This is a genomic window from Mitsuaria sp. 7, from assembly GCF_001653795.1.
Classification (GTDB): Bacteria; Pseudomonadota; Gammaproteobacteria; order Burkholderiales; family Burkholderiaceae_C; genus Roseateles.
Genome location: NZ_CP011514.1, coordinates 3,632,070 through 3,655,966, shown reverse-complemented (window position 1 = coordinate 3,655,966; position 23,897 = coordinate 3,632,070). Strand labels below are relative to the sequence as shown.

Here is a 23,897-nt window from a genome sequence, read left to right as displayed (position 1 = left end):
GCCCGGCGTCAATGCTTGGCGCCGAGCGCGGCCAGCTGCTGGCGAGCCCGCGCCGTGGCGCGCTCCAGCAGATGCGCGTGTTCGTAGGCGCGCAAGCGCCCCACCTCGCAGAGCTTGTGCAGCATGCGCGAGGTCATCGTCAGCGTCTCCTGATGCTTCGTCCCGTGGGTGAAGATGAAGAAGCTGCGCGTGGCGCTGATGTGGGCGAGCCGCACCTTGATCCAGTCGCCGTCGCGGTGCATCCGGTAGGCCGTGCCGATCTGCAGGTGATCGATCAACAGCTCGCCCGAGGGCGGGGAGGGGGCTTCCTCGGCGGCGGGCAGCCCGTCGATGCTGATGTCCACCGCCAGCAGCGGCTGGTGTTCGTCGGCGCCGAGGTCGAGGTCGATGTCGACATGACCGTCCCAGTCGACGTGCGCGTCCTCCATCAGCCCGAGCCGTTTGGCTTCCTCGTCGGAGAGCTTCTCGCTCAGGTCCAGGTCCAGCGGCGCGGCGCTGGCCGCCGGCAGGTCCTGTTCGCGCGGGGGCGCCATGCCGAAGACGGACTCCAGCTGCTTGGCCAGCAGGTTGTATTCGAGCGGGCTGAGGGCCTGGCCCTTCAGCGAGTCAGCGTGCGCCGGCAGCAGTTCGGCGAAGAACTTCTTGCGATCCGGCTCGGGCCAGCGGACCAGGTCCAGGCCTTCGTTGAGCGTGCGCATCAGCACCGGCAGCGCCGCCAGGAAGCCCTGTCGCTGCTGGGGCGTCGTCTTCGGCTGGACCGACAGCACCAGGTCGCGACCCATGTTGCGCAGCCGCTCGACCAGCGCCGCGTCCAGGTCCGGATGACGCGAGGCGTGAACCAGGACCTCGCTCCAGGTCTGGGTGAGGAAATCGCGCAGGAAATCGCGCATGTCCACGCTGGACATCGCCTGCTGCAGCTGCTGCATGTAGCGGCGCTGCAGGCGGAGCTCGGTCTCCTTGCGCTCCAGCAGCGCGGCCGTGTCGCCTTGCGATTTCAGCGTCTCGGCGGTCTGGTCCTGGATGAACTGTTCGAGCTGGCCCAGCTTGGACTCGTACAGCTCCATGCGATCGAAGTCGCCGCTGACGACGTCCTGGATCAGCTCGCGCACCAGGGTCAGGAAAGACTTGCCGGGCTCGTCGGTGAAGTCGTCGTAGGCCGCGGCCAGCGTCGCGATGCGATTGACCAGCCGTCGCACCGGGTGCCGGCGGGAAGAGAAGAAGGAGCGGTCCCCCAACGCCGCGCGCAGCACCGGCAGCTGCAGGCGCGCGATCTGCTGCGCCATCAGCGGCGGCAGCTTGGCGTCGGACAGGATCTGGTCGAACAGGCCGGCGACGACGTCGATCACCATGTGATCGAGCGAGCCGCTGGCCGCCTGCCGCAGTTCGTCGCGGTGCAGGTGGATCAGGTTGGGCGGCAGGACGATCGGTCCGCCTTCGACATAGCTGCCGGGATCGCCGTCCCAGCCCTGCCATTGGCTGTTCATGGGCAGTCCGCCGCTGCCGGTCGAGGGCATGCCGACGGAGGGGCTCATCGCCAGCCGCCGCATGAGGTCCATCAACTGCGGATCGACGGACCAGCCGCCCATGCCCCCACCGGCAGGGCCGCCACCGGTCGTCGCGTAGCCGTCAGGGCTGCCGCCGTGGAATCCGCCGGCCACGCTGTGCGGTCCGCCGGCACGGCCGCCGTGGACGGCCGGGTGCAGGGCGCCGGGCAGGGTGGCGTAGCGGCTGTCGTGCAGCGGCACCCCGGATGTCGTGCCGCCGTGCAAGGACTGACCCCGCGTGGCGCCCGCCACCGCGCGCACGCGCAGGTCCTGCGGACGCAGGCCGCGGCTGCGGAACAGTCCGGCGACGTCGGCGTAGCAGGCGCGCATCTCCAGCGCCAGCGCGCGGGTGAGTTCGTCGGTCAAGACCTGGCGCGTGTCCGGATCGTCCGTCACCGCGTTCACGGCCTCGATCAGCGCCTGGGCGACAGCTTGCGGACGCAGCGGGTGGCGGTCCTCGTCCACGCCGGGGATGTCGCCCATGTAGGAGTTGACCTCCCGCAGTTCCCACTCGCTCTGATGACCCAGCGCCAAGCCGATGCGATCCGTCGCGACCAGCGTGTTGACCTGATCGTCATCCATCAGGGACAGCTCGTCCCACTGTGTCGCCTTGGGCGCGGCACGTGCATTGCCGGGCGAAGCACTTCCGGCGCTCGGCGCTTCGGCGGCCTGCTGGCGCATGGACTGGTCGAAGCGCTGCGAGAACAGTGCCTGGTGCTTGCGGAAAATGAATTGCGCGGACAACAGCGCGTCCCGCCGCTTGGCCTGTCCAGAGGACAGGGCGGCAAGACCCAGACCTTCAGCGCCGCGTTCGGCGGCTTGTTCCGCCGCGAGGCGCACGCGCTGGAGCGCCGCGTCGACGTGGGGGTTCAGACGGTTCATCAAGGCATCAGGCACATTGTGGTGACCGCACCACACGCCAAGTATCGGCGATGGCCATCCCTCGTCCGGGTGGGACTCACCCGGCTTGTGCGCAAAAGGTGCTCTTTGAGCGCAGATTTACGCTTTGTCACGCCTCAGCGCATCGCGGATCTCGCGCAGCAGCTGGATGTCTTCCGGCGTCGCGGCGGGTTCTGCCGGGGCGGCAGGGGTGTCGCGTTTCAGACGGTTCACCTGCTTCACCATGATGAAGATGATGAAGGCCAGGATGATGAAGTTCAGCAGCACCGTCAGGAAGTTGCCGTAGGCGAAGAGCGGCACGCCGGCCTTGGTCAGGGCCTCGTAGGTCATGGGCCCCGCGTAGTTGGCCGGCGGGTCCGACAGCATGACGAAGTAGCTGCTGAAGTCCAGTCCGCCGACCGCCTTGCCGACGATCGGCATGATCAGGTCCTTGACCACCGAGTCGACGATCTTGCCGAAGGCGGCGCCGATGATCACGCCCACGGCGAGGTCCATCACGTTGCCCTTGACGGCGAACTCACGGAATTCGGTCAAAAAACCCATCGCTTGCTCCTTGTGCTCCACGTGTGCGAAGGCGCCAACTACCAAGCGCTTTCCCGGGGGCGTGCTTCGCCTCCGGGCAAGCATCCTAACGGCGTTTGCACCACGACAAATGTCAACGTGGTGCACCGATGCACATCGGTAGAGCGCCTAGGGGCGGACAAGAAGTTTCTTACCTAGAATCTTTGGTTGCCCCTGATCAGAAGTTCCCTGTAAGGACCCTCATGAGTGACCCACAAGTGGACCAAGGCAAGCGCACCTGGCTGATTGCGACCGGTTGCGCGGGAGCAGTAGGCGGCGTGGCCACCGCCGTCCCGTTCGTCAGTACCTTCGCTCCGAGTGAGCGCGCCAAGGCGGCCGGTGCCGCCGTCGAGGTGGACATCGGCGGCCTCGCCCCCGGTCAGAAGCTGACCGTCGAGTGGCGCGGCAAGCCGGTCTGGATCGTCCGCCGGACCAAGGAGCAGCTCGACGCGCTCAAGGGCAACGATCCGGAACTCGCCGACCCGCAGTCCGATCGCAAGGCCTTTCCCATTCCGGAGTACGCCAAGAACGAATGGCGCTCGCTCAAGCCGGAGTACCTGGTCGTCGTCGGCATCTGCAGCCATCTCGGCTGCTCGCCCAGCGAGAAGTTCCAGACCGGCCCGCAGCCCTCGCTGCCGGACAACTGGCATGGCGGCTTCCTCTGCCCCTGCCATGGCTCGACCTTCGACATGGCCGGTCGCGTCTTCAAGAACAAGCCCGCGCCCGACAACCTCGAGGTGCCGCCTTATGCGTTCCTGTCCGACACCCGGCTGTTGATCGGTGAAGACAAGAAGGCCTAACTCCCCAGGAACAGGACCGAGGCAGACAACACATGGCTGAATTCAAGGAAGCACCCGCCGGAGCCCCCTTGGGCGTCAAGCTCATGACCTGGGTGGACAACCGGTTCCCCGCGTCCAAGCTCTACAAGGAGCACATGTCGGAGTACTACGCTCCGAAGAACTTCAACTGGTGGTACATCTTCGGCTCGCTGGCGCTGCTGGTGCTGGTGATCCAGATCGTCACCGGGATCTTCCTGGTGATGCACTACAAGCCGGACTCGACGCTCGCGTTCGCGTCGGTCGAATACATCATGCGGGACGTCCCCTGGGGATGGCTGATCCGCTACATGCACTCGACGGGCGCGTCGGCGTTCTTCGTCGTCGTCTACCTGCACATGTTCCGCGGGCTGCTGTACGGCTCGTACCGCAAGCCGCGCGAACTGGTGTGGATCTTCGGCTGCGCGATCTTCCTGTGCCTGATGGCCGAGGCCTTCATGGGCTACCTGCTGCCGTGGGGCCAGATGTCCTACTGGGGCGCGCAGGTGATCGTGAACCTGTTCGCCGCGGTGCCCTTCGTCGGCAACGACCTGGCGCTGCTGATCCGCGGTGACTACGTGGTCGGGGACGCGACGCTGAACCGCTTCTTCAGCTTCCACGTCATCGCGGTGCCGCTGGTGCTGCTGGGACTGGTGGTCGCGCACATCATCGCGTTGCACGAGGTGGGGTCGAACAACCCGGACGGTGTCGAGATCAAGGCGAAGAAGGGCGCGGACGGTCTGCCGCTCGACGGCATCCCGTTCCACCCGTACTACACGGTGCACGACATCTTCGGCGTCGGCCTCTTCCTGATGGCCTTCTCGGCGGTGATCTTCTTCGCGCCTGAACTGGGCGGCTACTTCCTGGAGTACAACAACTTCATCCCGGCCGACCCGCTGAAGACGCCGCCGCACATCGCGCCGGTCTGGTACTTCACGCCGTTCTATTCGATGCTGCGGGCCACCACCGACATCATGGTCCAGGTGCTGTGCGGCGTGATCGCACTGTCGGCGGTCATCACACTGCTGCGCGGTGGGCTGTCGGTACTGGGCAAGGGCATCGTGGTGGTCGGGGCGGTGGTCGGCATCGCGCTGCTGCTGACTTTCGACGCGAAGTTCTGGGGTGTCGTCGTCATGGGTGGCGCGGTCATCATCCTGTTCTTCCTGCCCTGGCTGGACCACAGCCCGGTCAAGTCGATCCGCTACCGGCCCGACTGGCACAAATACCTCTACGGCATCTTCGTGCTGCTCTTCCTCGTGCTGGGCTACCTGGGCGTCAAGCCGCCGTCCGATGCGGGAACGATCGTGTCGCAGATCGGCACGCTGTACTACTTCGGCTTCTTCCTGCTGATGCCGTGGTGGAGCAAGGCTGGCACCTTCAAGCCAGTCCCCGATCGCGTCACGTTTCACCCGCACTGAACCGCCAACGTCACGGAGTCGAACGAATGAAGAAAATCATCGCCACGCTGCTGACGTCGCTGTGCCTGGGCGCGGGACTGACGTCGACGGCGCTCGCGTCTGAGGGCGGCATCGAGTGGGACCGTTTCCCGACGTCGAAGATGAACGATCTGGCCGCGCTGCAGCACGGCGCCAAGATCTTCGTCAACTACTGTCTGAACTGCCACAGCGCGAGCTTCATGCGCTACAACCGGCTGAAGGACATCGGCCTGACCGACGAGCAGATCAAGGGCAACCTGCTGTTCGCCGGCGACAAGGTCGGCGAGACGATGAAGGTCTCGCTGGACCCGAAACAGGCCAAGGAATGGTTCGGCGCGCTGCCGCCGGACCTCACCGTGATCGCCCGTTCGCGGGCCGACGGGGCCAAGGGAACAGGGGCGGATTACCTCTATACCTACCTCAGAAAATACTACCGCGACGAAACCAAGGCCACGGGATGGAATAATCTCGCTTTCCCCAGCGTTGCCATGCCGCATGTGCTGTGGGAGCTCCAGGGCGTCCGCACCGCCAGGTTCGAAGAAGAAAAGGACCCGCATGACCCGGCCAAGGTCACGCATGTCTTCAAGGACTTCGTACAGGTGACGCCCGGGATGATGACACCGCAGCAATACGACGAGTCCGTTGCCGACCTGGTCGCCTATCTCCAGTGGATGGGCGAGCCGGCGCAGGGGACGCGTTTCCGGCTCGGGATCATCGTGGTGCTGTTCCTGCTGGGGTTCACCGTGTTCGCCTGGCGCTTGAATGCCTCCTTCTGGAAGGACATCAAGTAAGAACCGATGACTCGGCCGAAGGCCGGGTCCTCAAGCGCAGTGGGGCGCCGAACAGGCCCCCACTGCGTTGTCGTTTGTCTGTTCGGTCTTTGACCGCGCCGGCGTTGAACTGTGTTGTTTGTAGAAATCGATGAAGCCGAGAGGCTTCGATCAGGAGTCCACTGCCATGATGGTGCTTTATTCCGGAACCACTTGCCCCTACTCGCACCGTTGCCGGTTCGTGCTGTTCGAGAAGGGCATGGACTTCGAGATCCGTGACGTCGACCTGTTCGCCAAGCCCGAAGACATCGCGCTGATGAACCCGTACAACGAGGTGCCCATCCTCGTGGAACGCGACCTCATCCTGTACGAGTCGCACATCATCAACGAGTACATCGACGAGCGCTTCCCGCATCCGCAGCTGATGCCCGGCGACCCGGTCGCCCGTGCCCGCGTGCGCCTGTTCCTGTTCAACTTCGAGAAGGAACTGTTCGCCCACGTCAACGTGCTGGAGAACCGCGGCCAGACGGTCAAGCCGACCGAGAAGCAGCTGGAGAAGGCGCGTTCGCAGATCCGCGACCGCCTGACGCAGCTGGCGCCCATCTTCCTGAAGAACAAGTACATGCTGGGCGACGACTTCTCGATGCTGGACGTCGCGATCGCACCGCTGCTGTGGCGCCTGGACTACTACGGCATCGACATGTCGAAGAACGCCGTGCCGCTGCTGAAGTACGCCGAGCGGATCTTCTCGCGTCCGGCCTACATCGAGGCGCTGACGCCGTCCGAGAAGGTGATGCGCAAGTAATACACTGGCTCCCCATGGATGACAGCAAGGACGGCGGCGGTCTCGCCGCCAGCTCGACACGCCCGTACCTGATCCGCGCCCTGCACGAGTGGTGCACGGACAACGGGTTCACGCCCTACGTCGCGGTGCATGTGGACCGCACGGTGCAGGTGCCGATGGAGTACGTGAGCAACAACGAGATCGTGCTCAACGTCGGTTTCGACGCGACCAGCAACCTGGACCTGGGCAATGAACTGATCCAGTTCAAGGCCCGGTTCGGTGGCGTGGCGCGCGAGATCATCGTGCCGGTCGATCACGTGGTCGCGATCTATGCGCGCGAGAACGGCCAGGGCATGGCCTTCCCGCCGCCCACTCCGGAAGATGCCGCCGCGCGCCAACCGGCGCCGAGCGCGCCGCGAGGTCTGCGGCTGGCGTCGGATGCGAACGGCGGTGGCAGCGTCGGCGGCGCGCCACAAGGCGAGTCCAGGCCGGAGCCGGTCGCGCCGGCGGCGGTGACACCACCACCGCCGGACGACGACGATCCGGGCGCGGGTCCGTCGGGCGGTCGCCCGGCGCTCAAGCGCATCAAGTGATCGTCTGAACCCCGTCCAAGTGCGGGGGGGCGAGTGCAGAGGGAAGGCGCGGTTTTTTGCTCCAGACCTCTCGAAGCTGCGTCTAGAATGCAGCCCGCGTCGCAGCTTCTGCGGCGCTCCAGTTTTCCTTGTGCCGGCTTAGCTCAGTTGGTAGAGCAACCGCCTTGTAAGCGGTAGGTCATCAGTTCGAATCCGATAGCCGGCACCATCGAACACACACAGGCGCGAGTCTGTTCCGAAGCCCCGTTTCGTCCACCGGCGAGCGGGGCTTCGTTCTTTCCTGGATGGCTGGATCAGGACTGACGGACGCGGATGCGGAGCTCGCCTTCCAGGAGGAGGCCTTCCTCGCGCAGCAGGCGCAGCAGCGTCGGCTGCAGGTGTCGCAGCTTGGCTGCGATGGCGGCGTTGTCGGCCACCAGCGTCCAGCCGTGCTCGTCGAGCGTGCCGGCCTGGACGAAGCGCTTCATCGCGCCCGGCAGCGCGACGCTGACCGCCGCCAGGTGCCGCCGCGACAGCGCCAGCTGGTTGCCCAGGCGCGCCAGCATGCCGTTCTGCGACATGGCCCGGCCGAAGTCCAGCGGATCGGGCGCGTCGGGCTTGACGCGAGGGGGCAGATAGCGGGTGGCCATGGGCCGGCAGTGTAGTCCCGCCGCTGGGAAACCCGGACTCCGCCGCCGGTCCGGCGCCGTGGCAGCCGCCCGGTCTCGCCTAGGGTCGGGTGCTAAACTCCGCCGGTTTTTCTCCGCGCAGACGCTTGCAACCCGAGGCCTCGTCCTCATGTTCACCGGTCGCGCGGCGCTGCCCTCATCAGGCCGCCCACGAGGCGGTCCGTCGGGCGTCCAGGCCCGGTCGACCGGGCCTTCCACAGAACTTCAAAAAGCCGCATGTTGCCCAAGCTTTTGACCCAGATTTTCGGCAGTCGCAACGAGCGCCTGCTCAAGACCTATCGCAAGGACGTCGAGCGCATCAACGCGCTGGAACCCCAGTTCGAGGGCCTGAGCGACGACCAGTTGCGCGCGAAGACCGAGGAGTTCAAGCAGCGCATCGCCAAGGGCGAATCCGTCGACGACATCCTGCCCGAGGCCTTCGCCGTCTGCCGCGAGGGCAGCAAGCGCGTCCTCAAGATGCGTCACTTCGACGTGCAGCTGATCGGCGGCATGGTCCTGAACGCCGGCAAGATCGCTGAAATGCGCACCGGCGAAGGCAAGACGCTGATGGCGACGCTGCCGGTCTACCTGAATGCGCTGACCGGCAAGGGCGTGCACGTCGTGACGGTCAACGACTACCTCGCCCGCCGCGATGCGGAGTGGATGGGTCGCCTGTACCGCTTCCTCGGCCTGACCGTGGGCATCAACTATTCGGGGCTGGCGCGCGACGAGAAGCAGGCCGCCTACGGCGCCGACGTCACGTACGGCACGAACAACGAGTACGGCTTCGACCACCTGCGCGACAACATGGTCTACGAGGTCCGCGACCGCGTCCAGCGCAGCCTGGCCTACGCGATCGTCGACGAGGTGGACTCGATCCTGATCGACGAGGCCCGCACCCCGCTGATCATCTCCGGCCAGGCGGAAGACCACACCCAGATGTACGTGGCGATCAACGCGGTCTCGCCGCAGTTGAAGCGCCAGGTCGGTGAGCTGGATCCCCGCACCGGCGAAGGCGTGATCGAGCCGGGCGACTTCACCGTCGACGAGAAGTCGCACCAGATCTACCTGACCGAGGACGGCCACGAGAACGCCGAGCGCCTGCTGGGCCAGGCCGGCCTGCTGGCCGAGGGCGCGTCGTTGTACGACGCCGCCAACATCACGCTGATGCACCACCTGTACGCGTCGCTGCGCGCACACCACGTGTATCACCGCGATACCAACTACGTCGTGCAGAACGGCGAAGTCATCATCGTCGACGAGTTCACCGGCCGCCTGATGACGGGCCGCCGCTGGAGCGACGGTCTGCACCAGGCCGTCGAGGCCAAGGAAGGCGTGCAGATCCAGGCCGAGAACCAGACGCTGGCCTCGGTCACCTTCCAGAACTACTTCCGCATGTACGGCAAGCTGTCGGGCATGACCGGCACGGCCGACACCGAGGCCTACGAGTTCCAGGAGATCTACGGCCTCGAGACCGTGGTGATCCCGCCGAACCGTCCGACCGTGCGCAAGGACGAGCTGGACCTGGTCTACAAGACGACCAAGGAGAAGTACGACGCCGTCACGCAGGACGTGCGCGACTGCCACGAGCGCGGCCAGCCGGTGCTGGTGGGCACGACGTCGATCGAGAACTCCGAGAAGGTCGCCGAGCTGCTGACGAAGGCGGGTCTGCCGCACCAGGTGCTGAACGCCAAGCAGCATGCGCGCGAGGCCGACATCATCACCCAAGCCGGCCGTCCGGGCGTGATTACGATCGCGACCAACATGGCCGGCCGCGGCACCGACATCGTGCTGGGCGGCAGCATCGAGAAGGACATCGTCGCCATCGAGAACGACGAGGCGCTGTCCGAATCCGACAAGCACGCCAAGATCGCCGCGCTGAAGTCCGACTGGCAGAAGCTGCACGAGCAGGTGAAGGCCGCGGGCGGCCTGCGCGTGATCTCGACCGAGCGTCACGAAAGCCGCCGCATCGATAACCAGCTGCGCGGCCGCTCGGGTCGCCAGGGCGATCCGGGCTCCTCGCGCTTCTACCTGTCGCTGGACGACCAGCTGATGCGCATCTTCGCCGGCGACCGCGTGCGCGCGATCATGGACCGGCTCAAGATGCCCGAAGGCGAGGCGATCGAAGCCGGCATCGTCACGCGCTCGATCGAGAGCGCGCAGCGCAAGGTCGAGGCCCGCAACTTCGACATCCGCAAGCAGCTGCTCGAATACGACGACGTGTCGAACGACCAGCGCAAGGTCATCTACCAGCAGCGCAACGAGATCCTCGAGGCGCAGGAAGTGCTCGATCAGATCACCCACCTGCGCAAGGGCACGCTGACGGACGTGGTCCGCGGCTTCGTCCCGGAGGAATCGCTGGAAGAGCAGTGGGACCTGCCCGCGCTGGAGCGCGTGCTGCGCGACGAGTGGAAGCTCGACCTGCCGCTGGGCGAGATGCTCAAGAAGAGCGAGACGCTGACGGACGAGGACGTGCTGGACGCCGTGCTGAAGGCGGGCGACGCGTCCTTCCAGGACAAGCTGGACCGCGTCGGCCAGGATCAGTTCACGCCGTTCATGCGCATGGTGCTGCTGCAGAGCATCGACCAGCACTGGCGCGAGCATCTGGCCTCGCTGGACTACCTGCGCCAGGGCATCCACCTGCGCGGCTACGCCCAGAAGAACCCCAAGCAGGAATACAAGCGCGAGGCTTTCGAGCTGTTCTCGCAACTGCTGGACGCGGTGAAGCTGGAAGTGACCCGCGTGCTGCTGAACGTGCGCATCCAGTCGCAGGAGGAGGCCACGGCGGCCGCCGATGCGATCGAACAGCGCGCCGAGAACGTCGGCAACGTGACCTACACGCATCCGAACGAGGACGGCTCGATCTCGCAGGACGCGGCGCCGGTCGCGGGCGGCACCGAGGCGATTCCGGCCGAGTGGGGCCACGTCGGCCGCAACGACCCGTGTCCCTGCGGCAGCGGCAAGAAGTTCAAGAGCTGCCACGGCAAGCTGGCCTGATCGGCCGCTTCGGCTGAGATCGACGGCGCCCTCCGGGGCGCCGTCGTCGTTTCCGGCCCGGCGATCGGGCCCGACGCCGGGTCCCGGGGTCAGTCCTTGCGTGATGGATGCACGGGGCGCCTGTGGCGCCGGATCGACGTGAAGGTCCGGCGATGTGCGCTTTCTCACGACCCGGGTGCGAGCGCGCTTTTCTCCCCCCGTGGCGAGGGGGACACCGTACGGAACCCCCTCGATAGAGTCCGCTGCATCGACCTGCCGACGCGGGTCTCCGAGGTCTCCGGACCGCACCGCCATGAAGCTCACGAACCGCCTTTTCGCTGCCGCAGCCGCCGTCGTCCTGACCGCCGCCACCGCTTCCGCCGCGCTGGCCGCGCCGGTGACCGCAGCCCAGTCCGTCGCGCTCCAGCAAGGCGCCACGGCCGACACCAAGACGGCCGGCTTCAGCATCGTGCATTCGGTGGCCGGTGAGTTCGTCGACACCTTCACCTTCTCTGGCATCGATCGCTGGGGCATGGTCAACGCCAGCCTGACGACCATCGGCATGTCGGCCGCCTTCGACATCAACTTCGTCAGCGCGGTGCTCAACGGCGCGACCTACAACTTCACGCGCTCCACGATGGGCGGCTACAGGAACGCGCTCGAGATCGCCGCGCTGCCCGACGTGCGCCTGAGCGGTCCGCTGGTGCTGACCGTGCGCGGTTACGCCGGCCAAGGACTGGTGGCGGGCACGCCGATCAGCGCGAGCTACTCCGGCACGATCAACGTCACGCAGGTCCCCGAACCCGGCACGCTGGCGCTGGCCGTGCTGGCGCTGCTGGGCGGCGGCCTGATCGTGGCGCGCCGCCGGCAGGCCTCGGTCCGTGGCGGTGCCGCGGCCGCGCTGCTGGCCGTGGCCGCCACGGGCGCCCACGCCGCCGACTGGAACCAGAACGTGCCGCTGGCCGGCGCGGGCTCGGGCCTGACCGCCGCGCCCTTCGCGATCCACACCGAAGTCGGCAGCTTCGTCGACACCTTCCGCTTCAGCTTCACCGGCAGCGGCTGGGTGGATGCGTCGCTGATCACCGTGTTCTCGGGCCAGTCGCAGCAGATCAGCTTCAGCGAAGCCACGCTGAACGGGCAGTCGCTGTCCATCGGCGCGCCGGAGAGCGACGGCAACGGCACCAGCTGGATCAGCGCCAGCCTGCCCAGCAAGCTGCTGGCCGGCGACTACACGCTGGTCGTCAAGGGCTACGCCGGCGGCAACCTGGCGCCCGGCACCAACGGGATCTCGGCCAGCTACTCGGGCACCTTCAACGTGCTGCCCGCCAGCGCCGTGCCGGAGCCGCAGAGCTACGCGATGTTCATCGGCGGGCTTGCGCTCATGACGCTGATGCTGCGCAAGCGCCGTCAGAGCCTCTGACCCTGGACGGGTCCGCGCGGCAGCGCGGGCCCCTCACGGACCAACGCCCCGCTTCCCGGGGCGTTTTGCATTGGGCGGACGCTGGACGCGACTCCTACAATCGCGCCCATTTCCTCCACGGACGCCCCACACCATGCCCGTCAACCTGACCGCTCCCGATCCGCAATCCCTGCTGCCCGTGCCCGGCGTGCGCCTGGGCGTCACGATGGCCGGCGTCCGCAAGGCCAACCGCCGCGACCTGACCGTGATCGCGCTCGACGAAGGCGCGAGCGTCGCCGGCGTGTTCACCGCCAACCGCTTCTGCGCCGCGCCGGTCCAGGTCTGCCGCGAGCATCTCGCCGCCGGCACGGCGATCCGCGCGATCGTGATCAACACGGGCAATGCCAACGCCGGCACCGGTGCGGACGGCCTGGCGCGCGCGCGTCAGACCTGTGACGCACTGGCCGCCGAGCTGAAGCTCGACGCGAAGCAGGTGCTGCCGTTCTCGACGGGCGTGATCATGGAGACGCTGCCGGTCGACCGCATCGTCGCCGGCCTGCCGGCCGCGATCGCCGCGCTGAAGGCCGACAACTGGGCCGAGGCCGCCGCCGGCATCATGACCACGGACACGCTGCCCAAGGCCTGCTCGAAGCAGGTCATGATCGGTGGCAGGACCGTGACCGTCTCCGGCGTCTCCAAGGGCGCCGGCATGATCCGTCCGAACATGGCGACGATGCTGGGCTTCGTCGCCACCGACGCGGTGCTCGCGCCCGAGCTGCTGCAGCCGCTGGTCAAGGAAGCGGCGGACCTGTCCTTCAACCGGATCACGATCGACGGCGACACCTCGACGAACGACTCGTTCGTGCTGATCGCGACGCACCAGGCGGGACACGACCGGATCACGTCGCTGACCAGCGCCGAAGGCCGCGCGCTGCGTGACGCGGTGGTTGCCGTGTCGCAGCAGCTGGCGCAGGCGATCGTGCGCGACGGCGAGGGCGCGACCAAGTTCATCTCGGTGGTGATCGAGGGCGGCAAGGACGAAGCCGAGTGCCGCAAGGCGGCCTACGCGATCGCGCACTCGCCGCTGGTCAAGACCGCGTTCTTCGCCAGCGATCCCAACCTGGGCCGCATCCTGGCGGCGGTCGGCTACGCCGGCATCGACGACCTCGACCAGAGCCTGATCGACCTGCACCTGGACGACGTCCACGTCGTCACGCAGGGCGGCCGTCGTCCCGAGTACAAGGAAGAGGACGGCCAGCGCGTCATGAAGCAGAGCGAGATCACCGTGCGCGTGGGCCTGAACCGCGGATCGGCCCAGACCACCGTCTGGACCTGCGACTTCAGCCACGAGTACGTGACGATCAACGCCGACTACCGTTCCTGAGGGCGAGGTCCGGGAGGGGCAGTCCTGAAGGGTCAGTCCTGAGCGGGCGGACCTGAGAGGGCCGACTTGAAAGTGCCTGAGCGGCCCTGCTCAGAAGTCGACGGCCCGGGTCCCGCGGATGCCGCGGGCCAGCAGCGTGGCGTTGATCAGCTGGGCTTCCTCGCGGCTGCCGAAAGGCCACACGGCTGCGCGCCAGCCGTCCTTGGTCTGGAAGACTTCGCCGTTCGGGACGGTGTTGCCGCCGAGCGTGGCACCGATCATCTCGCGCATGCGCGCCAACTGCGCTTCGGCATCGGCCTTGGTCTTGTGCGGCTGGCTCACCAAGGCCACCAGCTTGGCGCCGGGTGCCGCGCCGTCGCGCTTCATGAGGCTGCCCAGGCCGGTGTCGTCGACGCTCACGCGGCGCTCGGCCTCGGAGGCCGGGGCGCCCGGCTTCGCCGGACCCGTCGAGGCGGTCGTGCCGGTCGTCGATGTCGATGTCGATGTCGATGGTGCCGTCGGTGCCGGTTCCTTCTCCCGCGGAACGGCTTCCGTCGAGGCATGGAGTGACGGGCGGATGTTGGGGATCGCGATGACAGGCGCCGAGGCGGGGGGGCTTTCCGCGGTCGTTGCCGCGGAGGCCGCCGCGCTCGCGGCTGAAGCCGGGTCGGTGGCCGCGGCAGCAGAAGCCGGCGCCGATGCCGCGGAGGCGGCCTGCGCGGACCGCGCCGCCTGCTCAGCCAGCGCGGTCGCGGACGCCGCCTGAGCCGCAGACGCGGCGGAGGCCGCCTCGGCCGCCGCCAGGGCAGCCAGCGCCTCCTTGGATGGCTTGGACGAGGGCCACATCACCCAGACCGCCGCGATCAGCACCAGCGCCGCGATGCTGCCGACCACGCCCAGCCGGGCGGGATCCAGCGCGCGCTGTCCCAGCACCTGGTCGCGACGCCCCACGAGCACGCGTCGCCGGGCCGAGCCCGCATCGAAAGCGGCGCTCAGCAGCACCAATTCCATGGGCCATGCACCAGGCTGGTTCGCGTCGGCGGCCAGCGCGCGTTCGTCGATGTCCACGCGGCGCAGCGGCAGATCGTCGGGCGCGGTGGTAAACCCGTTGTCCAGGGCCATGGTGGCGACCGCCGCGGTCTTCAGGCCGGGAATGAACTCCTCGATCCACGCCGGTCGCGGCCCCGAACCCGCGACCTTGCGCTGCCAGGGCAGGCGACGGCGAGCGGGCGGTGGCGGCGGCTCGGTGGGCGCTCCGCCCTCGAGGCTGGGTTCCTTGGGCAGCGCCTGCGCCATGAAGGGCAGGGCCACCGCGCCCACCGTGTGGATGTCGGCGATGCCGAGTCGACGCGCCAGCGGATGCTTGTTGTGCCAGTTCACCAGCAGCCAGGCGACGACATCGGGCGACGGCCCTTCCCACGGCGTCGCGGGAGCGGCAGGCGTGGGCGGGGCGACAGGCGCGGCCTCGCCGGCGGGCGGGGCGGTCGGGTCGATGTCGGGCGTGGCGGCGGTATCGTCCATGGCGCCGGCCATTGTGCGTCAGCGCCCGCGACGTCGATCGCAACGGGACGGGGGCGATCGCCCCCGAGTTTCCGGCTTAGCCCCGGCGCGCCGGTCCCGCCTTCCGCCGGCGTTGGCGTTGGCGTTGGCGTTGGCGTTGGCGACCTTGAGAGGCGGGCACGGGACTTGTATGGTGAAGCTCATGCCCATGCCGCCGCCCGCCGATCTCCCCATCGCCCGCACCGAGGCGCCGGCGCGGCTCCTGGTCGTGCAGTCGCTGGCGGTGCAGCCGCTCGCGGCCGTGCTGGAGGAGAGCGGTTATGAGCTCCTGCGCGCCGCGGATGCCATCGCGGCGATGCAGGGCCTGGGCGCGTCACCGGCGCTGGTGATCATGGACATGGAGCTGCCGGAGCTGCCCGGCGACGGACCGCTGGAGCTGCTGCGACGCCTGGGCGGCGGCGGTGTCCCGGTGCTGACGCTGAGCCGGCCGCGCGATCCGCTGCGGCTGGGCGCGCTGCTGGCGGCGGGGGCCGCGGAGTGCCTGGTCAAGCCCGTGCGCATGAGCGACCTGCTCGCCCGCGTCGAACGCCTGCTGCGCCCGGCGCCCGCGACCGGGCCGATGGCGCCGCGCCGGCCGACGGCGAGCATGACCGTGCGGGAACGCGACGGCCATTGCGCCTGGCAGACGCCGCAGGCGCGCGGGCTGATGGCGGCGTTCTTCCCGCCGCCCTGGTCGGAGCACGCCCGTCTGCCGCCGGAAGTGCTGGCCTGGCTGCATCGCGAGGCGCTGCGCCGGCGCGCCGGTGCGCCGCCGTCGTCGCTGACGGTCGCGCCGCCGTCGGGCGCGCCGCGGCAGCGCCTGAGCTTCACGCTCATGGCGGCGGACGCCGCGGTCATCGGCGAAGGCCATTGGCTGCTGGTGCTGCATGAGGCGGACGAGGCCGCGAGCATCGCGACGCTGGCCAAGGGGCTGGACCTGCCGATGTCGGACGCGGAGCTGCTGTTCGGGCTGCTGGGCGAGCCCGCGCCCGATCAGCAGGCGAGGGCCATGGGGCTGGGGGACGCGGCGTACCGGGTGCGGCTGGAGGCCTTGTGCCGGCGCCTGGGCGTGCCCGACCTCGACCAGGCCCGGGAACGGGCGCGTTCGGCGCTGGGACCGTCCGCCATCGCCGGATGAAGCCCGCGGGAAGGGCGCCTGCGGTCCGCGGTGTCGCGGCCCGGTTCAGAGGCTGGGTGGACCCTGTGCCGGATCGAGCGCCGCCAAGTCCTCCGCGCTGAGCCAACCGCGCTGCCCGCAGCGTTGCAAGGCCTGGCGCCAAACGTCGAGACAGCGCTCATGACCCGCGGCCATGGCGGCGTCGCGGCCGGGACGCTCGCCCTCGCCATACGCGGGCAGCAGTTGTCGCAGCGCGCCGTCCTCCAGCAGCCCGTCGCCATGGGCCTGCAGGACGGCATCGAGCCACACCCTCAGCGCCTCGTCGTACCCCTGCGCAAAGGCGAGATGAGCCGCGGCGCAGCCGGAGGCGGATCGGGCTTCCAGCATGCGCTGCACGAGCGCTTTCAGGAAGCGGGCATGCCGTCCGGCGCCCAGCACCGCCGTGACGAACGCCTTGATCAAGTCGGGCCGGTTGTGCTCGAAAGCGATCAGCAGCGGAGGGGGACCCTCTTCGCCTTCCAGGCGTAGCCGCAGCGTCGAACGATCGATCCAGCGCTGGGCGACGGCGGATACCAGCGTCCCGAGAACGTCGGGAAGCCCGGGATACCGGACCGTGGTCGTGACGATGCCGTCCAGTTCGTCGATGTCGAGCACCGCCGCCACCGCGGGGGCATGCCGTGCCCGGTGCCGCAGCGGCCACGATCCGAGTTCTTCCAGGCACTGCGTCAGCATCCAGCGGTCCTCCAGACCCATCAGCCGGCCCAGCAACGAGGGCGAGTCGCCGTGCCGCTTCGACAGCAGGGTCTGCAACTGCGACGGCGACAGGCTCTGATCCTCCACGAGCGCTCGAAGCCCCCGCAGGTAGCCCTTCAGCGCGGGCCAGGCGTCGCGAGGACCGCCGTCCGCGGGAGGCCAGGACAGCGCCCCGTCGGCGTTGCGCAGGGTCAGCCAGTCCAGCTGCTCCGGCGACATCGGCCCGGCGCCGCCAACGGTGGCTTGCATCAGACGCATGTACCGCTCGATGGCGCCGGGGAGCCGATGCTCGACGGCCTCCGCCAGCGCCGGCACGCCGCGCGCACTCTCGGCGCGCAACAGGGGGCGGATCTGGTCCGCGGTGAAGATTCCCTGCGCCTGCATCCGCAGGATGAGTTGCCAGTAGGTGCCGACGGTGTCCAGGTGACCCGCGCGCAGTGCCAGCACCAGGGAGCTGGTGCCGTCGCCGTCCGGCGGCTGATCGGCGCGCAGCAGGGCCATGGCCTGGTCGAGCGACAGCTGTCCGTCCCGCAGCGCGGCGGGGACGACGTAGAGATACCAGGACAGCGACGTCGAGGCGCCTTGGGACAAGGCCTGGCCCAACGCGGTGGACCCCGACCCGTCGACGGACGCCCGGAGCATCCGTTGCAGCCACTCGCCGTCGAGGCCGTCCCTGCGGCACAGCGACAGCAGGCCGATGAGCGCGACGCGGACGGTGGCGCCCTGGTCCCGTGCCATGGCCGCGAAAAAGGGCGCCTCCGGCACCGCCGTGTCGGAGGCCGCGGTGCCGTTCTCCGCGTCGTCGCGATGGAACGCCTCGGGCGTCATCAGGAATCGTTCGATCTCCGCCTTGTCCAGGTAGCCGGCATGATGAAGGCGCGCCACGGTGTCCAGCAGCATGGCCAGACGCGGGGCGTTCGCCTCCAGCATCATGAGGGCCCACAGCCAGTGCGGCCGACTTGTCGGCGTGCTGAAGAGCGCCGCGGCCAACAGGGCGCCGCGGACCTTGTCCGCCACAGCCGCCGCTTCCACCAGCTGCAGGTACTGCCCCAGGACATGGGGACTGGCTTCCAGCAGCAGCGACCGGTCCAGCCGATCGGCCCTGAGCAAGGACAACAGCCCCGTGACGGTCGGCGCGTCGAGCAGGGCAAGCCCGCGCGCGAGCAGGCTCAGGTAGGCGTTCGCCGCGTTGTCCTCCGCGGCCGCGAGATGGGCCCGGTAGTGCGACAGCACCGCGCCGTCGCCCCAGAGCTGTCGACTGCGCTCCGGACCCGCGGCGTGCAGCAGGGCGATGACGAAGTCGGTGTCGGCCCGCCACTCATTCATTTCGATCAGTGTCTGGGCCATGCCATCGGTCAGCGGCTTCTGCCAGCACCTGATGCACCAGGAGCGGAAGCGGTCGTCCCCGAGCCGCTCGGCCAGTTCGCGCAGGTCGCCACAGTGACCGAGCCAGCCGTGCGGGAGGTCCAGGAGTTCTTCCCCGGAGGCGTTGCGCAACATGACGGCGAACAGGGCGCTCCGCTCACCGGGATCCAGGCGGTCGACGCCGACACCGGGAGACGGTTCTTGCAGCAGGCCCGCGTATTCCACGCGGTGGAGATGACGGGCTTCGGGCAATGCGTCCACGGCGGTGGCGCCCGAGCCCGCCCGCTTGATGGCCAGTTCGTCGTCGATCAGGACCAGCCGGCGCGGGCCGTCGGCGGCGGGCCACTCGAAGATCGGCCGCTCCCGCGGCGGCAGGGCCAGGTCTTGCGCGGCGAGGTTGCGGCGGATCTGGACGGCCACCAGCGCGGCATCGCGGTGAAGCGTGAGCGCCCCGCTGCGCGAGCGGACGAAGGCGTCCATGGTGAGCGGTCCGTACGCCGCCGCCATGCCCTGGACCAGCGTCAGGAGCCGCGCACAGTGCGAGGTCGCGCCGTCCGGCGCGGGCCGCGTCCCCGCCATCAGGTCGAGCGGCTCGCCGCCCAGCCAGGTGGCGAGTTCCGACGACACGCGCGACAGGCAGTCGTCCGCGAGCTGTCGCGCCACGCGCAGCGGTGTGAGCGTCTTGACCAAGCGTTCCCGCAGCGGTTCGACCAGGTCCGCGACACGCCCGGTGTACGAGATGAGCGGGTCGTCCCGGCGCGGCTCGCGGCCGGACAACCGGAGTTCCGCGATCGCGGCGGTGACGAAGTGCACCTCCAGCGACAGCCTCCGCTGCCGTCCCGGTCTGAGCGGCGTGTGTTGCTCCACCCAGAGGCCTTCCTGCTCCATGACGTTCCTGACCGAGACCGCGGCGCGCCGGCGCAGGTTGCCGTCGCGCAGGATGCCGAGCGCGTCGTGGGCCCGCGCGAGGTCGTTGACGATGCGTATCCCGCACAGGGACATGCCGGCGATCATGCGTTGGAAGATCGCACGCCGATCTTCCTGGCGCAGGGCGTCGTCGCCGATGCCTGCGGCACAGGCGGCGAGCAGGCGTTTGCCGCGCCCGAAGAGCTGCGGCAGATAGGACTCGTAGTACGCGCCGTCACGGACCATCAGGTTCTGCTGGAACCGCGTCAACGTCGCATCGGGAATCCCCTGCCGCGCGGCGAAGGTCTTGAGCGTGTCGATCGAGGCTTGCATCTGCGCCCGCGCGCGCGACCAGTCGGGGCCGGCGCGGAACGCGATGAACTCCGGCGGCAGGGCCGACGCGCTGCAGGGGCCGTTGTAGTCGACCGCATCGGGAGAGGCGGCGGTGTCGCCGCGCTCTTCATGGGCACTCTGCTCGTCGCGACCGGCACGGCCGGCGTTGGACGGCACATCGTCGGCGTCGTCGAACAGGGAAGGATGGAAGCCGTACGGGAACGCGGCGCCGGAGGGGTGCATGCCCGGTCAGTGGCGCGGGCGCCGCGTTCGTACGGGCCAGGCAAGACCTGGCCCAGGAGGGAGTTCAGCGTATCGGTGGTGCAGCGCGGAGGGCGCGCGCGTCTTGATCCTTGATGAGGCCGGCCCGACGGAGCGGGTTCAGGATTTCCTGCAACTCGTCGGCGTCGATCCAGCCACGCGAGTTGCCCTTGACGGCGGCATCGCGCAGCATCCGCGCGCAGGTGAGCGTGCGCGTCTGCGCCATTCCGGCACGGGGGTCCGCCCGGAAAACGGCCCCGATGGCGCGTCGGTCTCCGTCCCCCTCGGGAACCAGCAGGGTCACATAGTCCGCGTTGGTCAGGCGGCCCTCTTCGCGCAATCTTTGGATGCCGGCCAGCCAGGCCCTGAGCGTGTCGACGCGTCCAAGGCGCAATGCCTCGAAGGCGACCTGGACGCCCTGGACGCCGTTCCGTCCGCTGACGATATGGCCGAGCCGACGCTTCAGGACGCCTTCGGTCGCCGTCGACATGAGCAGCCAGTCGAAGAGGAGATCCAGCCGTCGCACGCAGCCGTCCGTGATCGCCATGCACATCGGCGTCATCCACGTGGGGCCATGTGTTGCCACCAGCAGTTCGACGACTTCCACGCCGCTCAGCGCCCGTAGGAGCTGTGCTTCGCTCAGACGGTCCAGCCACCTGCGCAGATAGGCATCCACATTCCGCTCTGGAGCTTCAGGGTCGGTGTACCAGCCTGGCGCATCGTGGAGCATGTCCGCCAGCAAGGAGCTGCCGGTCCGGAGAGGGACGGCGGTGAGATGCCTGGAGAGTTGCCTCGATGTGATCCATCCGCGATGACACGCCTTCAATGCGAAGTCCAGTGCCGTGTCCAGCGAGGGGCCCATGAACCGGACGTCGTGCGCGAAGCGCAAACTCAGCGTCACCAGGTTGCCGTCCTTTGTCGGGAGGCAAAGGAGCTTGTCGACGTCGACAAGCCCCCCGTGCTCCGCATCGACGAGGCTCCCGTGCTTGATGGCGAGATGCTCCACCAGATCGAAGTAGGCGCGCAGGACAGACAACTGGTCGCCCATCAGCATCTTGTCCCTCCAGTCGTCCGATGGCTCCGCGGCGATCAGCATTGCGACACAGTCGTTGAGAGAGAAGACGCCGTCGGAAGAAAGCTGCTGGATGACGTGGAGACATCTCTCCTTGCTGAGCCTGTGGGCGGGAACGTCACTCAGGCTCAAGTGCCAGACCAGCGTTTCTGCCAGTTCCTCGATGCTGAAGTACCCTTGTCGGCCAAAGTAGACCGTGGCCTCCTGCAGCTGTGCGGCTGGCAATCGGTAGGGGCGGGGAATGGCCGGTTCCGCTCCATTTCGAGGGACGGCCTGAGCGACGGCGTCGGGCGTCAGTGTTCGATGGGCGTTGTCGGGTGCGGCGCCGTTCACGAGCGACAGACTGCTCGCCAGCTGGGGTGCGGCTTGTTGGCGCCATTCCCGCAGGACAGCCTCGCCCAGTCCCCCGTCGGCCGTCTTCGCCAGTGCCTGGCGGACCAGCTCGAAGCCTGGACCCGCCGGCCAACGGTTGGAAGCGTTGTCCGCCGCAACTTCGATCAACGGCGCCAAGGCATGCGCGGGCAGGTGGCCGTTCTCATGAAGCGTCACCAAGCCATCCAGATACGCCTTCAACGCCTCGGCGACGGTTGCCGGCGGGCGGGTTTCCAGAACAATCACCTCGTCAGGCAGTGCCAGGTCCTGCAGTGGCGGCATCCAGGGCTCCGCTGCGTGATCTGCCATCCACGAGAGGAACTCGCGGACATGCGCAGACTGCCCCAGCATCACAGCGCAGCACAGTGGCGAGGTCGCTTCGTAGTCCCTCGCCGCGTTGGGGAATCGGACGATCGGACGCATCAAGTCGCGCATGTCGTCCCGGGACAAGGACAACGCGCTACCGGCTTGCGCCAGTCCCACCAGGAATGTGCGGAAGAACGTGGCGTCAACGAGTCTTCCGAGGTTGTAGAGGGAGACGCCCAACCTCATGTCGCCTTGCAGGAGCGCCACGATCGTCGATCCGGGCAGCAGGCCTTCGCGGTTCAGGGCCCCGAGTCGCTGGAGCGCGAGGTCGGGCCACGGCGGCACCGGTGCCGTCAACGGCGCTTTCCCCCAAACCGTCATCCCGCGTCGGAAGCCGTGCAACGCCCTGCGGCAATCCGGCCAGGAAACCCCGTCGGCAGGGGGACACAGAAGATCCAGGGCAGCCATGCCCGCGTCCGCGAGCCTGTCGTTCGCCGCCAGCAGCGCATCCGACAGAGGCGGCAGGATCCGGGGCCATGCGGCGCGCAGGTCCGTCAGGCTCATGGCGCAGATCAGTTGTGCCGTTGCAGCGGGCACTCTCTGTTGGACCGCGACTTCGAATGCGAGCGCCACGAGTCGGGTCCCCGCCGCATCGGGGCGCGCGGCGATCTCACAGAGCAATCCGGCGACAGCGTCGTCATCCAACGGTAGACAGGCCTCCAAGAGCACGCCCGGCACCGCCAGCAACGCCGTGTCCCACGTCGCGGGCGGGGTGGTCAAGGCGGGGACGACGCGGTCGATCAGCATCCTCCGGATCTTCGGATCCGACAGCGGGTCCGTGCAGGGGGCATCGGGCGTGTCGTCCGAGGTCGTCTTGAGCAACGCCCGAAGGAAGTCGGCGGTCAGAGGCATGCGTTCCTCCGGGCCATCGCCGTCATCTTCGATCACCACCGGCACGTCACCTTGCTTCAACTCCATTTGCCATCGCGTGTCGCCGATGTCCTCCCGGCACAGCGTCACGTCGTCCTTCTTGTCTACCAGCTCCTCTTCCACCAGATTCATCCGGATGTTCAACGTGACGGCCTGCGGATCGTCCATCAGGGTCCTCGGCGCCAGGACGCCGTCGCCGCGCACGAAGCAGTAAGGATTCAGCTCGCCGTACTTTTTTCCGAGCTTCTGCAAGACTTTGTCCATCGCGGGCCAATCTGCGTCGTTCAGGTCCGGCGTTTCGCCCGCCCACTGGCGCAGCTTGGCGTGTGCCTTTTGCAGGCACTCGCTGCCGAGCGTCTGCGCGACCAGGGCCGGCGTCACCGCCAGCCGGACGGCGTCCCTGCATTCCCGGAGCCGCCGCTGGAAATCATGGGGTTGGGTGTAAAAAATATCGTTGTTGGGCGCACTCGCCCAGGGCAGCCCGATGCCTCGCGCGAGCTGCGGTTGGACATGAGCGCTGGCCGTGTATTCGATGACATCGGCGCCGCCCCTGGCGAGGGTCTGGGTGATCACGGTATCCGCCGCGTTCTTGCACACGCGTACGACGGCGTTCTTCAGATCGCCGCCGATCTGCCCCAGGCCTGTCTCGGCCTTGGTGAGTTCTTGCAGGATGCGACCGCCGCAGTTCTCGCCGATGCCCTCGCCCAGATGGTGCAAGTGGCGCATGGCGACATGCTCGCGGCGTTCGCCGCCATCCGCGAGCCGGTCGAGCTGGGCGACGATCTGCTCCAGCGCGCGCTTGCCCCAGGCATAGAGTTCCGGCAGATAGTGGCTCTGGAGCGCGTCGTTGGCCCCGGTGTTCAGGACGGTGTTCAGATGAGCGATCCTCCGCGCCGTCAGTGCATCGCCATGATCGTGGGCGAACCTGGAAATCGTGTCGACGCAGCGCATCATCTGCGCCTTCGCGCGGCGACCGTCCTCGGTGTTGATGAACGCCTCGAAGGCGCGCTTGTCCGTTGGGCCGTAAACCAGCGCTTCCGCATCCGCATCTGTCGGACGCGTGACGGGTGGCGTGACGATGAATGTTTCGGCTCTGAAGCCGAGATCGAGCAGACCCGTGTCCGGGGTGGGCTGGGGATGAATGGTGTTGTACAT

General features: G+C 68.1%; 15 protein-coding genes and 1 tRNA gene. 10 read left to right on the top strand and 6 right to left on the bottom strand.

From position 1 onward, the window contains the following. Positions 1-8: 8 nt before the first annotated feature. Positions 9-2,426, bottom strand: coding sequence for a DUF1631 family protein (locus tag ABE85_RS15985; protein WP_067276608.1), 2,418 nt, complete (start codon positions 2,424-2,426; stop codon positions 9-11). 117 nt (positions 2,427-2,543) lie between these two features. Next, on the bottom strand, positions 2,544-2,987 hold the full coding sequence (mscL, locus tag ABE85_RS15980) for a large conductance mechanosensitive channel protein MscL (RefSeq protein WP_067276605.1): 444 nt from the start codon (positions 2,985-2,987) through the stop codon (positions 2,544-2,546). Positions 2,988-3,208: 221 nt separating this feature from the next. On the opposite strand from mscL, the gene petA reads away from it, so the two are divergent. The 6 genes from petA (at position 3,209) to ABE85_RS15950 (ending at position 7,611) form a co-directional block, all read left to right on the top strand. Further along, complete coding sequence (gene petA / locus ABE85_RS15975; protein ID WP_067276601.1) at positions 3,209-3,805, top strand: ubiquinol-cytochrome c reductase iron-sulfur subunit; 597 nt, start codon at positions 3,209-3,211, stop codon at positions 3,803-3,805. 32 nt (positions 3,806-3,837) lie between these two features. Continuing rightward, positions 3,838-5,238, top strand: coding sequence for a cytochrome bc complex cytochrome b subunit (locus tag ABE85_RS15970; protein WP_067276598.1), 1,401 nt, complete (start codon positions 3,838-3,840; stop codon positions 5,236-5,238). A 26-nt stretch (positions 5,239-5,264) separates the two neighbouring features. Next, on the top strand, positions 5,265-6,047 hold the full coding sequence (locus ABE85_RS15965) for a cytochrome c1 (RefSeq protein WP_067276596.1): 783 nt from the start codon (positions 5,265-5,267) through the stop codon (positions 6,045-6,047). Between the two features lie 166 nt (positions 6,048-6,213). Next, complete coding sequence (locus ABE85_RS15960) at positions 6,214-6,831, top strand: glutathione S-transferase N-terminal domain-containing protein (protein ID WP_067276593.1); 618 nt, start codon at positions 6,214-6,216, stop codon at positions 6,829-6,831. Between the two features lie 14 nt (positions 6,832-6,845). Continuing rightward, a complete protein-coding gene (locus ABE85_RS15955) occupies positions 6,846-7,403 on the top strand; it encodes a ClpXP protease specificity-enhancing factor (protein ID WP_067276589.1) in 558 nt (185 codons plus the stop codon). A gap of 132 nt (positions 7,404-7,535) precedes the next feature. Beyond that, positions 7,536-7,611, top strand: a tRNA-Thr gene (locus tag ABE85_RS15950). An 85-nt stretch (positions 7,612-7,696) separates the two neighbouring features. Here the strand turns inward: ABE85_RS15950 and ABE85_RS15945 are convergent. Further along, positions 7,697-8,032, bottom strand: coding sequence for a hypothetical protein (locus ABE85_RS15945; protein ID WP_067276587.1), 336 nt, complete (start codon positions 8,030-8,032; stop codon positions 7,697-7,699). A gap of 255 nt (positions 8,033-8,287) precedes the next feature. Here ABE85_RS15945 and secA point away from each other — a divergent pair, with 255 nt between their 5' ends. From secA to argJ, 3 genes are all read left to right on the top strand, one after another. Then, a complete protein-coding gene (gene secA / locus ABE85_RS15940; protein ID WP_067276583.1) occupies positions 8,288-11,047 on the top strand; it encodes a preprotein translocase subunit SecA in 2,760 nt (919 codons plus the stop codon). A 292-nt stretch (positions 11,048-11,339) separates the two neighbouring features. After that, a complete protein-coding gene (locus ABE85_RS15935; protein ID WP_067276580.1) occupies positions 11,340-12,446 on the top strand; it encodes an FxDxF family double-cut PEP-CTERM protein in 1,107 nt (368 codons plus the stop codon). A gap of 133 nt (positions 12,447-12,579) precedes the next feature. Next, positions 12,580-13,809, top strand: coding sequence for a bifunctional glutamate N-acetyltransferase/amino-acid acetyltransferase ArgJ (gene argJ, locus ABE85_RS15930; RefSeq protein WP_067276577.1), 1,230 nt, complete (start codon positions 12,580-12,582; stop codon positions 13,807-13,809). 90 nt (positions 13,810-13,899) lie between these two features. On the opposite strand, the gene ABE85_RS28005 is transcribed toward argJ, so the two are convergent. Further along, positions 13,900-15,309 (bottom strand): hypothetical protein, encoded by a 1,410-nt coding sequence (locus tag ABE85_RS28005; protein ID WP_197507032.1) that lies wholly within the window; start codon positions 15,307-15,309, stop codon positions 13,900-13,902. A gap of 181 nt (positions 15,310-15,490) precedes the next feature. Between ABE85_RS28005 and ABE85_RS28770 the strand changes: the two genes are divergently transcribed. Continuing rightward, positions 15,491-16,465: a response regulator gene (locus tag ABE85_RS28770; RefSeq protein WP_197507030.1), complete on the top strand. Its 975-nt coding sequence runs from the start codon at positions 15,491-15,493 to the stop codon at positions 16,463-16,465. A 45-nt stretch (positions 16,466-16,510) separates the two neighbouring features. Here ABE85_RS28770 and ABE85_RS15915 read toward each other — a convergent pair whose 3' ends face one another. Next, positions 16,511-20,044: a hypothetical protein gene (locus ABE85_RS15915; RefSeq protein ID WP_067276567.1), complete on the bottom strand. Its 3,534-nt coding sequence runs from the start codon at positions 20,042-20,044 to the stop codon at positions 16,511-16,513. A gap of 64 nt (positions 20,045-20,108) precedes the next feature. Continuing rightward, complete coding sequence (locus ABE85_RS15910) at positions 20,109-23,897, bottom strand: hypothetical protein (protein WP_067276564.1); 3,789 nt, start codon at positions 23,895-23,897, stop codon at positions 20,109-20,111.